Consider the following 14,739-nt stretch of genomic DNA (forward strand, 5'->3'; position numbering starts at 1 on the left):
CGGTCGTGGCACGGTGGAGGGGTGAGCACGGCAGCCCCCCGGGAGCCGTCACCCGCGCCGCAGTGGGTGGCGCAGTCGGTCGACGCCTTCGCCGATCACCTCGTCCGCGAGCGCGACCGCTCCGAGCACACGGTCCGTGCGTATGCCGGGGACGTACGGGCCTGCCTGACGTGGTGCGCCGCCGAGGGCAGCAGATCGCTCGCCGACATCGATCTGGCGGCCCTGCGTGCCTGGCTGGGCACGCTCGCCAGCGGGGGAGCGGCCCGGTCGACGTTGTCCCGCCGCTCAGCGGCAGTGCGCACCTTCTTCGCTTGGGCGCGACGCACCGGGCGGATCAGGACCGACCCTGCGCTGCGGCTGGCCTCGCCCCGGAGACAGCGGACCCTGCCCGACGTGCTCACCAAGGACGGCGCGACCGCCGTCCTCGACGTCGCCGCGGTCGCCGCCGATGACGACGACCCGATCCACCTGCGCAACCGGGCCGTCCTCGAGCTGCTCTACGCCACCGGCATCCGCGTCGGGGAGCTGACCGGGCTGGACGTCGACGACGCCGACCGCCACCGCAGGGTCGTGCGGGTACTCGGCAAGGGCCGCAAGGAGCGGATGGTCCCCTTCGGGCAGCCGGCCGACGACGCGCTCGCCGCGTGGCTCGAGCACGGCCGCCCACTCGTCGCGACGTCCGACTCCGGCCCCGCGCTCTTCCTCGGCCGTCGGGGCCGTCGGGTCGACCCGCGCCAGGTGCGCGAGGTCGTGCACGGCCTGCTGGCCCACGTCCCGGACGCACCCGACCTCGGGCCGCACGGGCTGCGTCACTCCGCTGCGACGCACCTGCTCGAGGGAGGGGCCGACCTGAGGATGGTCCAGGAGCTGCTCGGGCACTCCTCGCTGGCCACCACCCAGATCTACACGCACGTCTCCCTCGACCGGCTGCGCGACAGCTACCGGCAGGCGCACCCGCGCGCCTGATCTCCTGCTCGTCAGGGCACCGGCAGGAGGATCACCCGCCGTGCGCCGAAGTAGGGGAGCGGGTCGAGGTAGTCGTCGGCCCGCTTCGCCCCCAGGTGCAGGCAGGTGCGCGGCGCGCAGTGGCTCGCGCCGCCTCCGATGTGCCCGACGACCTGCCCGCGACGCACCCGGTCCCCGACGGAGAGGTCGCTGACCACCGGCTCGTAGGTGCTGCGGACGCCGGACTCGTGCGTGATGCTCAGCGTGCCGCGACCGGCGATCACCGCGCGGTGGGAGACGACGCCGTCCGCGACCGCGGTGACGTCCGCCCCCTTCGCCGTCCTCAGGTCGATCCCACGGTGCCCGGGACCCCATCGCTCGTCGGGTGCATCGAAGGAGGCCGCCACCGCAGGCCGCTCGCCGTCGCCGACGGGCCACTGCCACGTCGGGCCCGGAGGGGAAGGGGGAGGGAGCCCGACGAGGGCGCCGGCGACGGCGAGGGCGACGGGTGCGGTGGCGGCCATGCGGACCAGCCTGCCGGGGGAGGCGACCGATCGGTCGCGACCGTGCGTGCCCTGTGGACGACGAGCCCTCGGAGGGTGGGGGTGTGGATCACCACCGGCCGCAGCTGGTCAGCCCATGGTGGCCAGACGCCGGCAGGCCTCGCGCAGCTTGTCCTCCTGCTTGCAGAACGCGAAGCGGACGAGGCTCGCCGTCTCGTCGGGGGTGTCGCAGAAGACCGATACCGGGACGCCGACGACACCGACGGACTCCGGCAGCTCCAGGCTCCACTGCACGGCATCGGTGACACCCAGCGGCGCGGCGTCCGCGACGACGAAGTAGGTGCCCTGTGGCACCGAGACATCGAAGCCCGCGGAGGTGAGACCGTCGACGAGCAGGTCTCGCCGCATCGCCAGCGACGAGGTCAGCTCCTCGAAGACCGTCGGCCCCAGCCGCAGCGCCTCGGCCACGGCGTGCTGCAGCGGAGAGGTCGTGGTGAAGGTCAGGTACTGCTTGACGGTCGTCACCGCACTCACCAGGCGTTCCGGACCGCTGATCCACCCGATCTTCCACCCGGTGACCGAGAAGGCCTTGCCCGCCGACCCGATCGTCAGCGTCCGCTCGGCCATGCCCGGCAGCGTCGCGATCGGCACGTGCACGGCGTCGTCGTAGGTCATGTGCTCGTAGACCTCGTCGCTGACCACCCACGCGTCGTGCTCGCGGGCGAGGTCGGCGACGACGGTCAGCTCCTCCCGGGTGAAGACCTTGCCGAGCGGGTTGTGCGGGGTGTTGAGCAGGACGACCTTCGTCCGCTCGGAGAACGCGGCGGCCAGGCGCTCGCGGTCGAAGCCCGGGCCGGGGAAGGACAGGGGCACGGAGCGCTGCACGCCCCCCGCGAGGGAGATCCCGGCGGCGTAGCTGTCGTAGTACGGCTCGAAGGTCACCACTTCGTCGCCCGCCTCGAGCAGGGCCAGGAGCGCGCTGGCGATCGCCTCGGTCGCCCCCGCGGTGACGAGCACCTCCGACCCGGGGTCGAGCTCGATGCCGTACCGCTCGCGCTGGTGATCGGCGATCGCGGAGCGGAGGGAGGGCACACCCTGGCCCGGTGGGTACTGGTTGTGGCCCCCGGCGATGGCCCGACGGGCCGCCTCGAGCACCTCCCCGGGGCCATCGGTGTCCGGGAACCCCTGACCGAGGTTCACCGCGTCGTGCCGGCGCGCCAGGGCCGACATCGTCGAGAAGATCGTCTCGCCGTAGGGGCGCATCCGGGTCACGAGGGGATCAGTCATGCCCTCGACCCTAGGACGGTCGGGACCGGGCCGCGGGCGAAGGGGGTGGTCCGGCCCCTCGCCGGGGCGTGGGATTTCCCCCTTCGTCCCGCGTGGCCGTAAGATGGGGTGCACATCCAGTGTGTCTGGATGAATTCGCGTGTTCCTCTGACCGGGTGACGAGTTCCGACTCCGAATCCGGGGCACACCACAGCAGTCCCGGTCCGACGGACCGGGTGGGGTGGGTCGGAGCACCAGGAGAGAACTGACAACCCACGACGAGAGGACTTCGGCATGGCCGTCGTCACCATGCGCCAGCTCCTGGAGAGCGGCGTCCACTTCGGGCACCAGACCCGCCGGTGGAACCCCAAGATGAAGCGCTTCATCATGACCGAGCGCAATGGCATCTACATCATCGACCTGCAGCAGTCGCTGACCTACATCAACGACGCCTACGAGTTCGTCAAGCAGACGGTCGCCCACGGTGGCACCATCCTGTTCGTCGGCACGAAGAAGCAGGCCCAGGAGCCGATCGCCGAGCAGGCGACGCGCGTCGGGATGCCCTACGTCAACCACCGCTGGCTCGGTGGCATGCTCACCAACTTCCAGACGATCTCCAAGCGCCTCACCCGCCTGAAGGAGCTCGAGGAGATCGACTTCGACACCGTCGCCGGCTCCGGCTACACGAAGAAGGAACTGCTCATCCTTCGCCGTGAGAAGGACAAGCTGGACAAGACCCTCGGTGGTATCCGCGACATGACCAAGGTCCCCTCCGCGGTCTGGATCGTCGACACCAAGAAGGAGCACCTGGCGGTCGACGAGGCCCAGAAGCTGGGCCTGCCGGTCATCGCCATCCTCGACACCAACTGCGACCCGGACGAGGTCCAGTACAAGATCCCCGGCAACGACGACGCGATCCGCTCGGTCACCCTGCTGACCCGGGTCGTCGCCGACGCGGTCGCCGACGGCCTGATGGCCCGCGGCGGCGGGAGCGCCGCCCAGGGCGGCGAGGCATCCGCCGAGCCGATGGCCGAGTGGGAGCGCGAGCTCCTCGCCGGTGAGGGCGAGACCGCTGCTGCGGTCGAGCAGGCTCCGGCCGCTGCGGCCCCGCAGGCCGAGACCGAGGCCGCCGCCACCGAGGCCGCGGCCGAGGTGCCGGTCACCGACGCGCCCGCCGAGTCGGAGACCCCGGCGCAGACCGCGGCCTCCGACGAGACCGCGACCTCCCCGGAGACCGCGCCCGCCACCCCGGCCGCGGACACCCCCGAGGCCTGAGTCACTCACCACTCGTCCATTCCTGAAGAAGGAGAACGGCACACACATGGCGAACTACACCGCCGCTGACATCAAGGAGCTGCGCGAGCGCACCGGCGCCGGCATGCTCGACGTGAAGAAGGCGCTCGACGAGGCCGAGGGCGACAAGGCCAAGGCGATCGAGGGCCTGCGGATCAAGGGCCTGAAGGGCGTCACCAAGCGCGAGGGGCGCACCACCTCCAACGGGCTCGTGGTCGCCAGGGCCGAGGCCGGCGTGGGTACCCTCGTCGAGGTCCTGTGCGAGACCGACTTCGTCGCCAAGGCTGCCCCCTTCGGAGCCCTGGCCGACGACGTCCTCGCCGCGGCCGTCGAGGCCGAGGCCACGGACGCCGAGAGCCTGCTCGCGGCGACCGTGGACGGCAAGACGGTCCAGGAGATGCTCGACGAGGCCAACGCGACCATCGGCGAGAAGATCGAGGTCAAGCGGGTCGCCCGGGTCGAGGCGCCGAACGTCTCGGCCTACCTGCACAAGACCAGCCCGGACCTGCCCGCGCAGATCGGTGTCCTCATGGGCACCGAGGGCGGCGACGACCAGGTTGCGCGTGACGTCGCGATGCACATCGCCGCGTTCAGCCCGAAGGTCCTCACCCGTGACGAGATCGACGCCGAGACGGTCGCCAGCGAGCGCCGCATCGCCGAGGAGACCGCCAAGGAGGAGGGCAAGCCGGAGGCCGCGATGCCGAAGATCATCGAGGGTCGCGTCAACGGCTTCTTCAAGGAGAACGTCCTGCTCGACCAGCCGTTCGCCAAGGACACCAAGAAGTCGGTCGGCACGGTTCTCGAGGAGGCCGGTGCGCGCGCGACGCAGTTCGCCCGCTTCCGCGTCGGTTCCTGACGTACGCAGCACCCCACGAAGGGGGCCACACCCGCTCGTCGGGCGTGGCCCCCTTCGTCATGGACCGGGGGTGCCGTACTTCTCCTCGTAGATGGCACCCTCGCCGGCGATGTAGTTCTTGCACGACTGTTCGTCCTGGACGCCGTCGGGGAACAGCTGGTCCAGCGTCGGTTGGTCGATCAGTGCACAGTGGTCGCCGGAGGGAGTCTGCGCCGGGGGCGGCGATGGGGCCGGCTGGAGGGGCGTCGGTGGGGACGCCGGCTCATGGGTGATGATCTCGCCGCCCGCCCCGCTGCGGCAGGTCGAGGCACGTCCCGGGGGCTGCGAGGAGGAGCTGTTGCAGTTCCACTCGCCGATGTCGACGTAGGCGCCGCTGCCCTGGGGTGGGGACGGGGGGTCCGTGTAGTAGCGGGTCAACAGGTCGACGGCGACGGCGCAGCCCACGTCTGCGGAGATGATCTCGACGGTGACCCGCGTCCCGGTGGTCGTCGTGACCTGCCCGCAGCGCTGGGGGCCGACGGGAGCGGCCGGCGTCGTGGATGAGGACGTGGTGCTCGTGACCTCTGCTGGCCGGGCCGTGCTCGTCGTCGGGGTGCGGCTCGTGCTGGCCGGCGGGGTCTGCGTCGGGCTGCTCGCACTCGGTGAGGTGCTGGTGGAGGAGGTGGACGTGGACGTCGAGGACGTAGCGGACGTCGAGGAGGGGGTGGCCGCGGTCGAGCCGGGCCCGGCGGCGCTGCAGCCGGCAAGGGCGGCAACGAGCAGCGGAGCGATCACGCCGCGACCCGGGATCCGTGGTGCCATGCCGACTCCTCGCCCGAGTGGATGCCCTGAAAGAATAGTGATGCCGGTCTCCGTCGACAAGGCTTGTGCCCGGGTGGGTCCTCGAACGACGCACACCTGTGGAAGGATCAGGCGCAGCCGTCCAGCCAGACCCAGGGAGCGCCCACGTGACCGACCGGACCACACCCACTGCCTATCGCCGCGTCCTGCTCAAGCTGTCCGGTGAGGCCTTCGGCGGGGGCAAGGTCGGCGTGGCCCCCGATGTCGTGCGCGGCATCGCCGAGCAGATCGCCACCGCGGTCAACAGCGGCGTCGAGGTGGCCATCGTCGTCGGCGGCGGCAACTTCTTCCGCGGCAAGCAGCTGCAGGAGCAGGGCATGGACCGCACCCGAGCCGACTACATGGGGATGCTCGGCACCGTCATGAACTGCCTGGCGCTGCAGGACTTCCTCGAGGAGGCCGGGATCGACACCCGGGTGCAGACCGCCATCACCATGGGTCAGGTGGCCGAGGCGTACATCCCGCGCCGCGCGATCCGCCACCTGGAGAAGGGTCGCGTCGTCATCTTCGGTGCCGGCGCTGGCATGCCCTTCTTCTCCACCGACACGGTCAGCGCCCAGCGCGCCCTGGAGATCAAGTGCGACATCGTCCTGATGTCCAAGCACGGCGTCGACGGGGTCTACAACTCCGACCCGCGCCGCAACCCAGATGCCACCAAGCTCGACCAGGTCACGTACGAGCAGGCACTGCAGCAGGACCTCAAGGTCGTCGACGCAGCCGCCTTCAGCCTCTGCCGCGAGAACGGCCTGCCGATGCTCGTCTTCGGTATGGACGGCGAGCGCAACATCACCCGCGCCCTGCTCGGTGAGCCGCTGGGCACGCTGGTCACCTCCTGAGTGGGAGACTGACCCTGGACCACCGGGACGCGCCATGCCGCGCCCTGATCACGAAGGAGCCTGAGACACATGATCGAGGAAGCCCTGCTGGAAGCAGAGGAGAAGATGGACAAGGCGGTGGAGGTCGCGAAGGAGAACTTCGCCGGCATCCGCACCGGACGGGTCAACCCCGGCCTGTTCAACAAGGTGATGGTCGACTACTACGGTGCGCCGACCCCCTTGCAGCAGCTCGCCTCCTTCGCCAGCCCCGAGGCCCGCACCCTGCTCATCACGCCCTACGACCAGTCGTCGCTGTCGGCGATCGAGGGCGCGCTGCGTGATTCCGACATGGGCGCCAACCCGAGCAACGACGGCACGGTCATCCGCATCACCATGCCGGAGCTGACCGCCGAGCGGCGCAAGGAGTACATCAAGCTCGCCCACGGGCAGGCGGAGGACGCGAAGGTGTCCATCCGCCACGTCCGCAGGCACGCCAAGGACACCATGGACAAGGCCGTCAAGGACGGTGACGTCGGTGAGGACGAGGGCAACCGCGGGGAGAAGGAGCTCGACACACTGACGAAGAAGTACACCGACAGCGTCGACGCCCTGCTGAAGTCCAAGGAAGCCGAGCTGTCCGAGGTCTGATGTGACCCCACCCGACAACGCCACACGCCGCTCCGTGCGCGCGGGGGAGGCAGCGGTTGCCGGGCCGTCGAGCCGGGCCGGTCGCAACCTGCCCGTTGCCATTGGCATCGGGGTGCTCCTCGGTGCCATGGCCGCCGGCGCGTTGCTGGTTCATCCGGTCGTCTTCCTCGTCGTGCTGTGCGGGGCTGCGATCGTGGCCGTGTGGGAGATGCGCCAGGCCCTGTCCGAAGGGGGTCTGTTCGCCCCCTTCGTCCCGGTCGCCGTCGGTGCGGTGAGCCTGATCGTCGCGGGCTATCTGCGGGGAGCCGAGGCGCTGGTCTTCGCGGCGACCCTGACGGTCCTGGCGATCGTGATCTGGCGGGTCGCCGACGGGCTGACCGGGGCGGTTCGCGACATCGGGGCCGGCGCCCTCGTGCTGCTCTATCCGTGCTTCCTCATCGGCTTCGCGGCGCTGATGCTCGCCGAGCCGCAGGGGCGCTGGCGACTCTTCGTCTTCATCCTCATCACGGTCTTCTCCGACATCGGGGGCTATGCCGTGGGGGTGCTCTTCGGCAAGCACCCGATGGCGCCGAAGCTCTCGCCGAAGAAGTCCTGGGAGGGCATGGCCGGGTCGGTCGCCGCCTGCGCAGTCGTCGGCGCGATCGCCGTGCCGCTGTGTTTCGACACCGGTCTGTGGTGGCAGGGCGCCCTGCTCGGTGCCCTGATCGCCCCCGTCGCGACGATCGGCGACCTCATCGAGTCCAGCCTCAAGCGCAACCTCGGGCTGAAGGACATGTCCAACATCCTTCCGGGCCACGGTGGCCTGATGGACCGTCTGGACTCGCTCGTCCTCGTGGTGCCGCTGGCATGGTTCGCGCTGCGGCTGATCGCCCCGTACTGACCTGGGTGCCCCTCATCCGCGCAGGTCCCTGCGGGTGTAGGCGACGAGAGCCAGGGCCAGCAGGACCAGCGAGGTGATGCCGAGGACCGCCAGGTGGACGTAGTCGGCGCCGTTGGCCAAGGGGTTGCTGTCGGCGAAGTAGTACCAAGGGCTGGCCTGGGCGTAGTCGGCCAGTCCGTCCGAGAGGGGCAGGAAGGCGTTCAGGGCGAAGGCGAGCCCGGCGAGCCCCGCGGCCACCGAGGAGCTCAGGCGTGGCTCCCCGGTCAGCGCCGAGACGAGGACGGCGATGGCTCCGATGGCGATGGCCAGCATCGCGCCGTGCACGCTGGCGCCCCAGACGCCTGCGGTGTCGACGCCGAGGTCGCCGATGCTGTTGCCGAGGAGGATCCCGGCGGCTGCTCCGATAGTGGCGAGCAGCACGTTGATGATCATGGCGGCGCTCTTGGCGAGCAGGAAGGAGGTCCGGCTGACCGGCGCGGACATGAGCACCCCGAGGGTCTTGGTCTGTTCCTCCCCGGCGATGTCCTTGGCGGCGGAGAGCACCGCGACGGCGATCAGGCCTGCGGGCAGGACGAGGGAGACCATCTCGGCGTTCATCCACCCGACGGGGGTCGTCAGGTCCGAACCGGCGAGGATTGTCCCGAGGCCGTCACTGAGATCGGTGGGCAGGTCCGCGAAGGCGTCCTTCAGGGAGGGCCACAGCGCGCCGGTCAGCGCGCCCATGGCCACCATCACGAGCGCGATGACCGCGACGAGTGGGACGCGGTCGCGGATGGCGACCCGGGTCACCGCGAGGGCCTGCGCCGGTGCGCTCGTCGTGTGACGAGCGGTGGCGGTGCTTGTGCTGGTGGTGGACATCGGTGTCATCCCTTCAGGTCGCGGCGGTCGAAGCTGACGAAGGCGACGACGAGGGCCAGAGCGGTCAGGAGTGCCAGCACGAGCAGGTGTGTGGCGTCGAGTCCGTTGGCCAGGGGTTCGCTGCCGACGTAGTAGTGCCACGGGCTGATCCGTGCCCAGTCGTCGAGGTCGGCGACGGGCAGCATGGAGTTGGCGACCCAGGCGGCCACGGCCAGGCCACCGCCGACTCCTGAGGCCAGTCCGGGGTTCCCGGTCAGCGACCCGGTGGCCAACGCGACGGCGCCGAAGAGCAGTGCCAGCAGGTAGAGGTGCAGGCATGCGGCAGCGATGTTCGTGGCGGTCAGTCCCTCGATGTCAAAGAAGGCCGCAGACAGCGCCACAGCCACGGCGAACACGAGCGTGATAGCGGCCAGGGTTACGGCGAGCCCGAGCGCCTTCTGTGCGAGCATCGAACGGCGGCTGACGGGCTGGGCGGACAGGACGGCCATGGTTCCCGCCTGTTCCTCCCCGGCGATGAGGGCCGCGCCTGTCATCACCGCGTAGGCGATCAGGGCCAGCGGTGCCATCAGGTTGAACAGCTCACCGACCACGTAACCTCCGGGCCCGACCGGGATGAACGCGGTCACCGCTTCGGGCATCGCATCGGTCAGGTCGCTGATCGTGCTCTGCAGGCCGGAGCTGATGCCCACCACGAAGAAGGCGAAGACCACCAGCACCGCCGAGATCGCGGCGATCGGTGTGCGGCGATCGTTGAGTTCACGCGTCAACACGTCAGTGGACATCGCTGGACTCCACTTCCATCGCAGCCGCGTGCCGCCCGGACCGGCGGTCGGTGGAGCCGGCGGCCCGGGTGTCCGTCGTGCGGTAGTAGGCCAGGAAGATCTCTTCCAGGTCGGCGTCCCGGGTGTGCAGGTCCACCAGCTCGTGGCCCATCGCCGCGTGCAGTACGGGGTTGATCGGGCCGTCGAAGGCGATCGATGCGTGCTGCCCATCGACCGTGGCCTCGCGTACGGCGTCGACCCGGGCGAAGAGGTCAGCGGGCACGGGCTGGGCGAACTCCAGGTCGAGGCGACGGATCGCCTTCGCCTTCAGATCAGTGATGCGCTCGACGGCGACCAGTTCGCCCTCCCGGATGATCCCGACCCGGTTGGCCACCCGCTCGACCTCCGAGAGGGTGTGCGAGGACAGGAACACGGTGCGCCCGTCGTCGCGGACCTCACGGAGCATCGCGTGGAACTCCTGCTGGACCAAGGGGTCCAGCCCGGCATTGGGCTCATCGAGGATGAGCAGCTCGGGCTTGTGCATGAAGGCCTGGATCAGTCCGACCTTCTGCCGGTTCCCCGTCGAGTACTCACCGACCTTGCGCGACAAGTCGGCCTGGAGTCGTTCCGCGAGCTCGTCGACGTAGGACTGGTCGACGCCGCCCCGCAGGCGGGCGAAGTACTTCAGGGTCTGCGCGCCGGTCAACTTCGGGTAGAGCGCCAGGTCGCCCGGCACGTACCCCACGTCTGAGCGGATGCGCAGCGAGTCGGTGTGCGAGTCCAGCCCGAAGATGCGTGCTCGGCCGGAGGTGGGACGGATCTGGTCGAGGAGCGTGCGGATCGTCGTCGACTTGCCGGCCCCGTTCGGTCCGAGGAAGCCGAAGATCTCTCCCCGGTTGATCTCTAGGTCGAGGTCCTTGACGGCGACGAAGTCGCCGTAGTGCTTGGTCAGGCCCTCCATGGTGATCGCGCGTTGCTCACTCATCGTTCGTCTCCTTCTCCTCGCGGTAGCGACGGGTGGCCGCTGTCATCTCCTGGTCCATGTAGGTCAGGAATGTGCTCATCTCCGTCAGGCGACGTCGCTGGGCGGCCGGCCGGTCCGACAACAGGGCCAGCCCCTCCTGCGCGAGCCCGCGCCACTGCCTCATCAGGACCAGCTGCTCGTGCATCATCGAGATCCACGCGTCGTCGCGAATGCGGTAGTGGGCTCGGCGGTCGCCGGAGATCCCAACGCGCTCGATCAGGCCGTGCCGATCAAGAAGTCGCGCGTTCGTGCTGATGCTCCCGGTGCTGGCCCGTAGCGCCTCCGCCAGATGGCCAGCCGACTGCTCGGGCGGGTCGCAGATCAGGAGCCACCCCAACAGGCGCCCCGCGACTCGGGGGAGCCCCATCCCTTCCAGGGAGATCCCCATGTCTTCGACGAACCGGCTGTCGCCGGGGGGCAGCGGTCGACTCTCGGCCTCGTTGTCTGTCTTCATAATTTCAATATATTCTGAAACTTCAAATAGTAAAGAGTGAGACGGTGCGGATGCGCGTGCGGACGGTGCAGCCGTGGCCCCGGCGGGCTCCCGCACGGCGGCCTGGCCGGGGTGAGTCCTCGTGGGCCGAATTCCTGAGACAATGGACCCGATGACCGATCTGCCCCAGCCCTCGACGACGCGCCCCGTCCCCGGCCAGCTGACGATGAAGGCACCCCGGCGCGGCAAGCCGCCGCGCCATCTTGCGGACCTCGATCTCGCCGGGCGGGTCGAGCTGGCCAAGGAGTTGGGTCTGCCGGGCTTTCGGGCGAAGCAGCTCTCGACGCACTACTTCACCCATCACACCGACGACCCGGCGCAGATGAGCGACCTGCCCAAGGCCGGACGCGAGGAGCTCGTCGTCGGGCTGTTGCCGCGACTGCTCACCCCGGTTCGCACGATCTCGGCCGACGAGGGCGCGACCCTGAAGTCGCTGTGGCGCCTCCACGACGGCGCGACGGTGGAGTCGGTGCTCATGCGCTACCGCCGTCGGGCCACGATCTGCATCTCCAGCCAGGCCGGCTGCGGCATGAACTGCCCCTTCTGCGCCACGGGCCAGGCCGGCCTGACCCGCAACATGTCGACGGCGGAGATCGTCGACCAGGTCGTCGCCGCCAACCGCATGCTCGCCGAGGCCGGCGACCTCACGGCGCCCGTCGACGACGGAGCCGAGCTGGGCGACGAGGCCGGCGACGAGCAGGACGAAGGGGGGTCCCTCCCTTCGCGCGGTGGCCGCCGGGTGACCAACGTGGTCTTCATGGGCATGGGGGAGGCCCTGGCCAACTACAAGGCCGCGATCGGCGCCATCCGCCGGATGGTCGACCCCTCGCCCGAGGGCCTGGGGATGAGCGCACGCGGGATCACGATGTCCTCCGTCGGCCTGGTCACCGGCATCGACAAGCTCACGCAGGAGGGCATCCCGGTCACACTGGCGCTCTCGTTGCACGCCCCCGACGACGGGCTGCGCGACGAGCTGGTGCCGATCAACACCCGGTTCAAGGTCGACGAGGCCATCGACTCCGCCCACCGGTACTACCTCGCGACGGGGCGACGGGTGAGCATCGAGTACGCGATGATCAAGGACATCAACGACCAGGCGTGGCGCGCCGACCTGCTCGCGAAGAAGTTGCTCGCGCGCGGCAAGGGGTGGGTGCACATCAACCCCATCCCGCTCAACCCGACGCCGGGCTCGAAGTGGACCGCCTCCCGCCCCGGCGTGGAGCAGCAGTTCGTCGAGCGACTGCGCGCGGCCGGCATCCCGACCACGGTGCGGGACACGCGCGGCAGCGACATCGACGGAGCCTGCGGGCAGCTCGCGGCGACGAGCGGATGAGCGCGCCCGTCCCGAGCGGCCTCGGCCGCGAGGTCGTCCTGACCCTGTCCGGCCCGGACCGGCGCGGCATCGTGCACACGGTCACCGGCGAGATGGTCGGTCTCGACCTGAACATCCTCGACAGTCAGCAGTTCGGTGACCCGTCGACCGGGGAATTCCACCTGCGGATGCACCTCGGTGGCGACGACCCGATCGAGCGCGAGGCGCTGGAGGCAGCACGCACGCGCCTGTCCCGGCAGCTGGGGGCGGACGTCCACATCCACGATCCTCATGAGCCGCACCGGCTGCTGATCATGGTCTCCAGGCAGGGGCACGTGCTCAACGATCTGCTGTTCCGGGTGCGCACCGGCCAGCTCAACGTCGTCGTGCCCGCCGTCGTGTCCAACCACGAGGACTTCCGCGAGGAGGTCGAGTGGCACGGCATTCCCTTCCACCACGTCCCGGTGACGAGGCAGACCAAGCCGGCCGCCGAGGCGCGGCTGCGTGAGATCATCGCGGCCGAGCGTGTGGAGACCGTGGCCCTCGCCCGGTACATGCAGGTGCTCTCGCAGGACATGTGCGCCGACTTCCCGGGCCGCGTGATCAACATCCACCACTCGCTGCTGCCGTCCTTCAAGGGTGCGCGTCCGTACAGCCAGGCGCACGACCGGGGAGTGAAGGTCATCGGCGCGACCGCGCACTACGTGACGGCCGACCTGGACGAGGGGCCGATCATCGAGCAGGACTTCCGCCGCGTCGACCACCGGATGACTCCCGAGCAGCTCGCGCGCACCGGCCAGGAGCTGGAGGCGATGGCCTTCGCCCGTGCGCTGCGCTGGCACGTCGAGCGTCGCGTCGTCCTGCGCGGGCGACGGACCATCGTCTTCGACTGACGCGGACGGCCCCCCAACGAAGTGCTGCTGGCTCGAGTTCGTATCGCCAGCAGCACGACGAGGTGCGGCTGACTGAGCGAGGTGCTGCCTGCAGCACCTCGTTTCAGCGGGGGAGGATGAGCCCGGCCGCTTCGTCGGTGCTGTCGACGAGGTGCAGGGCGTCGCCGAGGGGCCGCTCGGCTCCCAGCGCCTGCAGCGCCGGCCACACCGGCACCTCCTGCGTCCAGTGCTCCCGCCCGACGAGGACCAGCGGCGGGAGGGCTTCGCCCTCGTCCGCGTAGTACAGCGGGGTGCTCGCCTGGAAGATCTCCTGGACGGTCCCGGCCGCACCGGGCAGGACGACGAGGCCGCCGCTGCTCTGCGAGAGCAGCACGTCCTCGCGCAGTGCGTTGGAGAAGTACTTGGCGATCCCGGTGCAGAAGACGTTGGGCGGCTCGTGCCCGTAGAACCACGTCGGGATGCCGATGCTGCGGATCGGCGTGTGGTCGACGCCGAGCGCCTCCCGCACCTGCATGGCGAGCACGGCCCAGTCGTCGATCGAGGGGGTGAAGCCCGGCACCGTGGCCAGGTCGGCCAGGGCGCGGCTGAGTGCCTCGCCCGACGGGGCGAGCGCGCCGAGGTTGGCTGCCTCCATCGCGCCCGGGCCGCCGCCGGTGAGCACGACCCGCCCGGCCCCGGCCAGGGTGTGCCCGAGCTCGGCCGCGGCGGCGTAGTCGCGTGCGCCGCGGGCCAGGGCGTGACCGCCCATGACACCGACGACCTGCGCCCCGTGCAGCGCCTCGACGATCGCGTCCTGCATGGCGTCGTCGTGCAGGGCACGCAGGAGCGTGGCGTAGGCGTCGTGCTGGGTGCGTGCGGCCCGGCTCCACGCGTATGCCAGCGCATCGGGGGTCGACGCGTATCCGGCCGCGGACAGCCCGTCGTAGAGCTCGAAGGGGGTGTACAGCCGCGCGCGGAACGGGTCGACCGGGCACGCCGGGTCCCGGGGGATGAGCACTGCGCCCCGGGCGACGAGACTGCGGGCGAGGTCCTCGGGGACCTCGCCCCCGAGGACGACCAGACCACGCACATCGGCCCGGGAGAGGTGCTCGGCGTGCGGTGCGAGATCGAGGCCCTGCACGCGCCAGCCGCCGAGCGGGGCGTCCTGCGCGGCCAGCGTCCGCAACGTCTCGGCGTCGTGGACCTCTCGGTAGGAGGGGTGTCGCCGACCGGGATGGGCCGGGTCGTGCACGGGGTGGGCGCGCGTCTCCCTGTCAGCCATGCCGCCAAGGTACCGGCCCCCGACCCCGCACGAGCCCAAGCAGGTGCGACGGGGGACTGCAGGGACTGACTGGGCGAACTCGGCCGGGGGC

Annotated in this window: 16 protein-coding genes; 8 read left to right on the top strand and 8 right to left on the bottom strand. The window is 70.3% G+C overall.

Annotated elements, in window-relative coordinates:
- Positions 1–21: 21 nt before the first annotated feature.
- The gene (locus tag V1351_RS05055) at positions 22–966 is read left to right on the top strand and encodes a tyrosine recombinase XerC (protein ID WP_338751330.1); all 945 of its coding nucleotides are present in this window, start codon (positions 22–24) and stop codon (positions 964–966) included.
- An 11-nt stretch (positions 967–977) separates the two neighbouring features.
- Here the strand turns inward: V1351_RS05055 and V1351_RS05060 are convergent, their stop codons facing one another.
- A complete protein-coding gene (locus V1351_RS05060; protein ID WP_338751332.1) occupies positions 978–1,469 on the bottom strand; it encodes a murein hydrolase activator EnvC family protein in 492 nt (163 codons plus the stop codon).
- Positions 1,470–1,577: 108 nt separating this feature from the next.
- Positions 1,578–2,735, bottom strand: coding sequence for a pyridoxal phosphate-dependent aminotransferase (locus V1351_RS05065; RefSeq protein ID WP_338751334.1), 1,158 nt, complete (start codon positions 2,733–2,735; stop codon positions 1,578–1,580).
- A gap of 273 nt (positions 2,736–3,008) precedes the next feature.
- Between V1351_RS05065 and rpsB the strand changes: the two genes are divergently transcribed.
- Both rpsB and tsf read left to right on the top strand, forming a co-directional pair.
- Entirely contained in the window at positions 3,009–3,989 is a 981-nt protein-coding gene (gene rpsB / locus V1351_RS05070; protein WP_338751336.1) for a 30S ribosomal protein S2, read from the top strand.
- 46 nt (positions 3,990–4,035) lie between these two features.
- The gene (tsf, locus tag V1351_RS05075) at positions 4,036–4,863 is read left to right on the top strand and encodes a translation elongation factor Ts (protein ID WP_338751338.1); all 828 of its coding nucleotides are present in this window, start codon (positions 4,036–4,038) and stop codon (positions 4,861–4,863) included.
- A gap of 57 nt (positions 4,864–4,920) precedes the next feature.
- On the opposite strand, the gene V1351_RS05080 is transcribed toward tsf, so the two are convergent.
- Positions 4,921–5,664: a hypothetical protein gene (locus V1351_RS05080; RefSeq protein ID WP_338751340.1), complete on the bottom strand. Its 744-nt coding sequence runs from the start codon at positions 5,662–5,664 to the stop codon at positions 4,921–4,923.
- Positions 5,665–5,810: 146 nt separating this feature from the next.
- On the opposite strand from V1351_RS05080, the gene pyrH reads away from it, so the two are divergent.
- From pyrH to V1351_RS05095, 3 genes are all read left to right on the top strand, one after another.
- On the top strand, positions 5,811–6,539 hold the full coding sequence (pyrH, locus tag V1351_RS05085; RefSeq protein WP_338751342.1) for a UMP kinase: 729 nt from the start codon (positions 5,811–5,813) through the stop codon (positions 6,537–6,539).
- 69 nt (positions 6,540–6,608) lie between these two features.
- Positions 6,609–7,166, top strand: coding sequence for a ribosome recycling factor (gene frr / locus V1351_RS05090; protein ID WP_338751344.1), 558 nt, complete (start codon positions 6,609–6,611; stop codon positions 7,164–7,166).
- 1 nt (position 7,167) lies between these two features.
- A complete protein-coding gene (locus V1351_RS05095; RefSeq protein ID WP_338751346.1) occupies positions 7,168–8,046 on the top strand; it encodes a phosphatidate cytidylyltransferase in 879 nt (292 codons plus the stop codon).
- A gap of 12 nt (positions 8,047–8,058) precedes the next feature.
- Here the strand turns inward: V1351_RS05095 and V1351_RS05100 are convergent, their stop codons facing one another.
- The 4 genes from V1351_RS05100 to V1351_RS05115 are packed head-to-tail and all read right to left on the bottom strand — an operon-like array spanning position 8,059 to position 11,143.
- Positions 8,059–8,904, bottom strand: a complete 846-nt coding sequence (locus V1351_RS05100) for an ABC transporter permease (RefSeq protein ID WP_338751348.1) — start codon at positions 8,902–8,904, stop codon at positions 8,059–8,061.
- Positions 8,905–8,909: 5 nt separating this feature from the next.
- The gene (locus V1351_RS05105) at positions 8,910–9,686 is read right to left on the bottom strand and encodes an ABC transporter permease (RefSeq protein ID WP_338751350.1); all 777 of its coding nucleotides are present in this window, start codon (positions 9,684–9,686) and stop codon (positions 8,910–8,912) included.
- A complete protein-coding gene (locus tag V1351_RS05110; protein ID WP_338751352.1) occupies positions 9,676–10,650 on the bottom strand; it encodes an ABC transporter ATP-binding protein in 975 nt (324 codons plus the stop codon). Before V1351_RS05110 ends, V1351_RS05105 begins: the two co-directional genes overlap by 11 nt.
- On the bottom strand, positions 10,643–11,143 hold the full coding sequence (locus V1351_RS05115) for a GbsR/MarR family transcriptional regulator (RefSeq protein WP_338751354.1): 501 nt from the start codon (positions 11,141–11,143) through the stop codon (positions 10,643–10,645). The genes V1351_RS05110 and V1351_RS05115 overlap by 8 nt, the downstream gene beginning before the upstream one ends.
- A gap of 151 nt (positions 11,144–11,294) precedes the next feature.
- Between V1351_RS05115 and rlmN the strand changes: the two genes are divergently transcribed.
- Both rlmN and purU read left to right on the top strand, forming a co-directional pair.
- Positions 11,295–12,515, top strand: coding sequence for a 23S rRNA (adenine(2503)-C(2))-methyltransferase RlmN (gene rlmN / locus V1351_RS05120; protein ID WP_338751356.1), 1,221 nt, complete (start codon positions 11,295–11,297; stop codon positions 12,513–12,515).
- Positions 12,512–13,387, top strand: coding sequence for a formyltetrahydrofolate deformylase (purU, locus tag V1351_RS05125; RefSeq protein ID WP_338751358.1), 876 nt, complete (start codon positions 12,512–12,514; stop codon positions 13,385–13,387). The genes rlmN and purU overlap by 4 nt, the downstream gene beginning before the upstream one ends.
- A 103-nt stretch (positions 13,388–13,490) precedes the next feature.
- On the opposite strand, the gene V1351_RS05130 is transcribed toward purU, so the two are convergent.
- Positions 13,491–14,648 (bottom strand): LOG family protein, encoded by a 1,158-nt coding sequence (locus tag V1351_RS05130; RefSeq protein ID WP_338751360.1) that lies wholly within the window; start codon positions 14,646–14,648, stop codon positions 13,491–13,493.
- Positions 14,649–14,739: the final 91 nt, after the last annotated feature.

The sequence above is a fragment of the Janibacter sp. A1S7 genome (assembly GCF_037198315.1).
In the GTDB taxonomy this organism is placed as follows: domain Bacteria; phylum Actinomycetota; class Actinomycetes; order Actinomycetales; family Dermatophilaceae; genus Janibacter; species Janibacter alittae.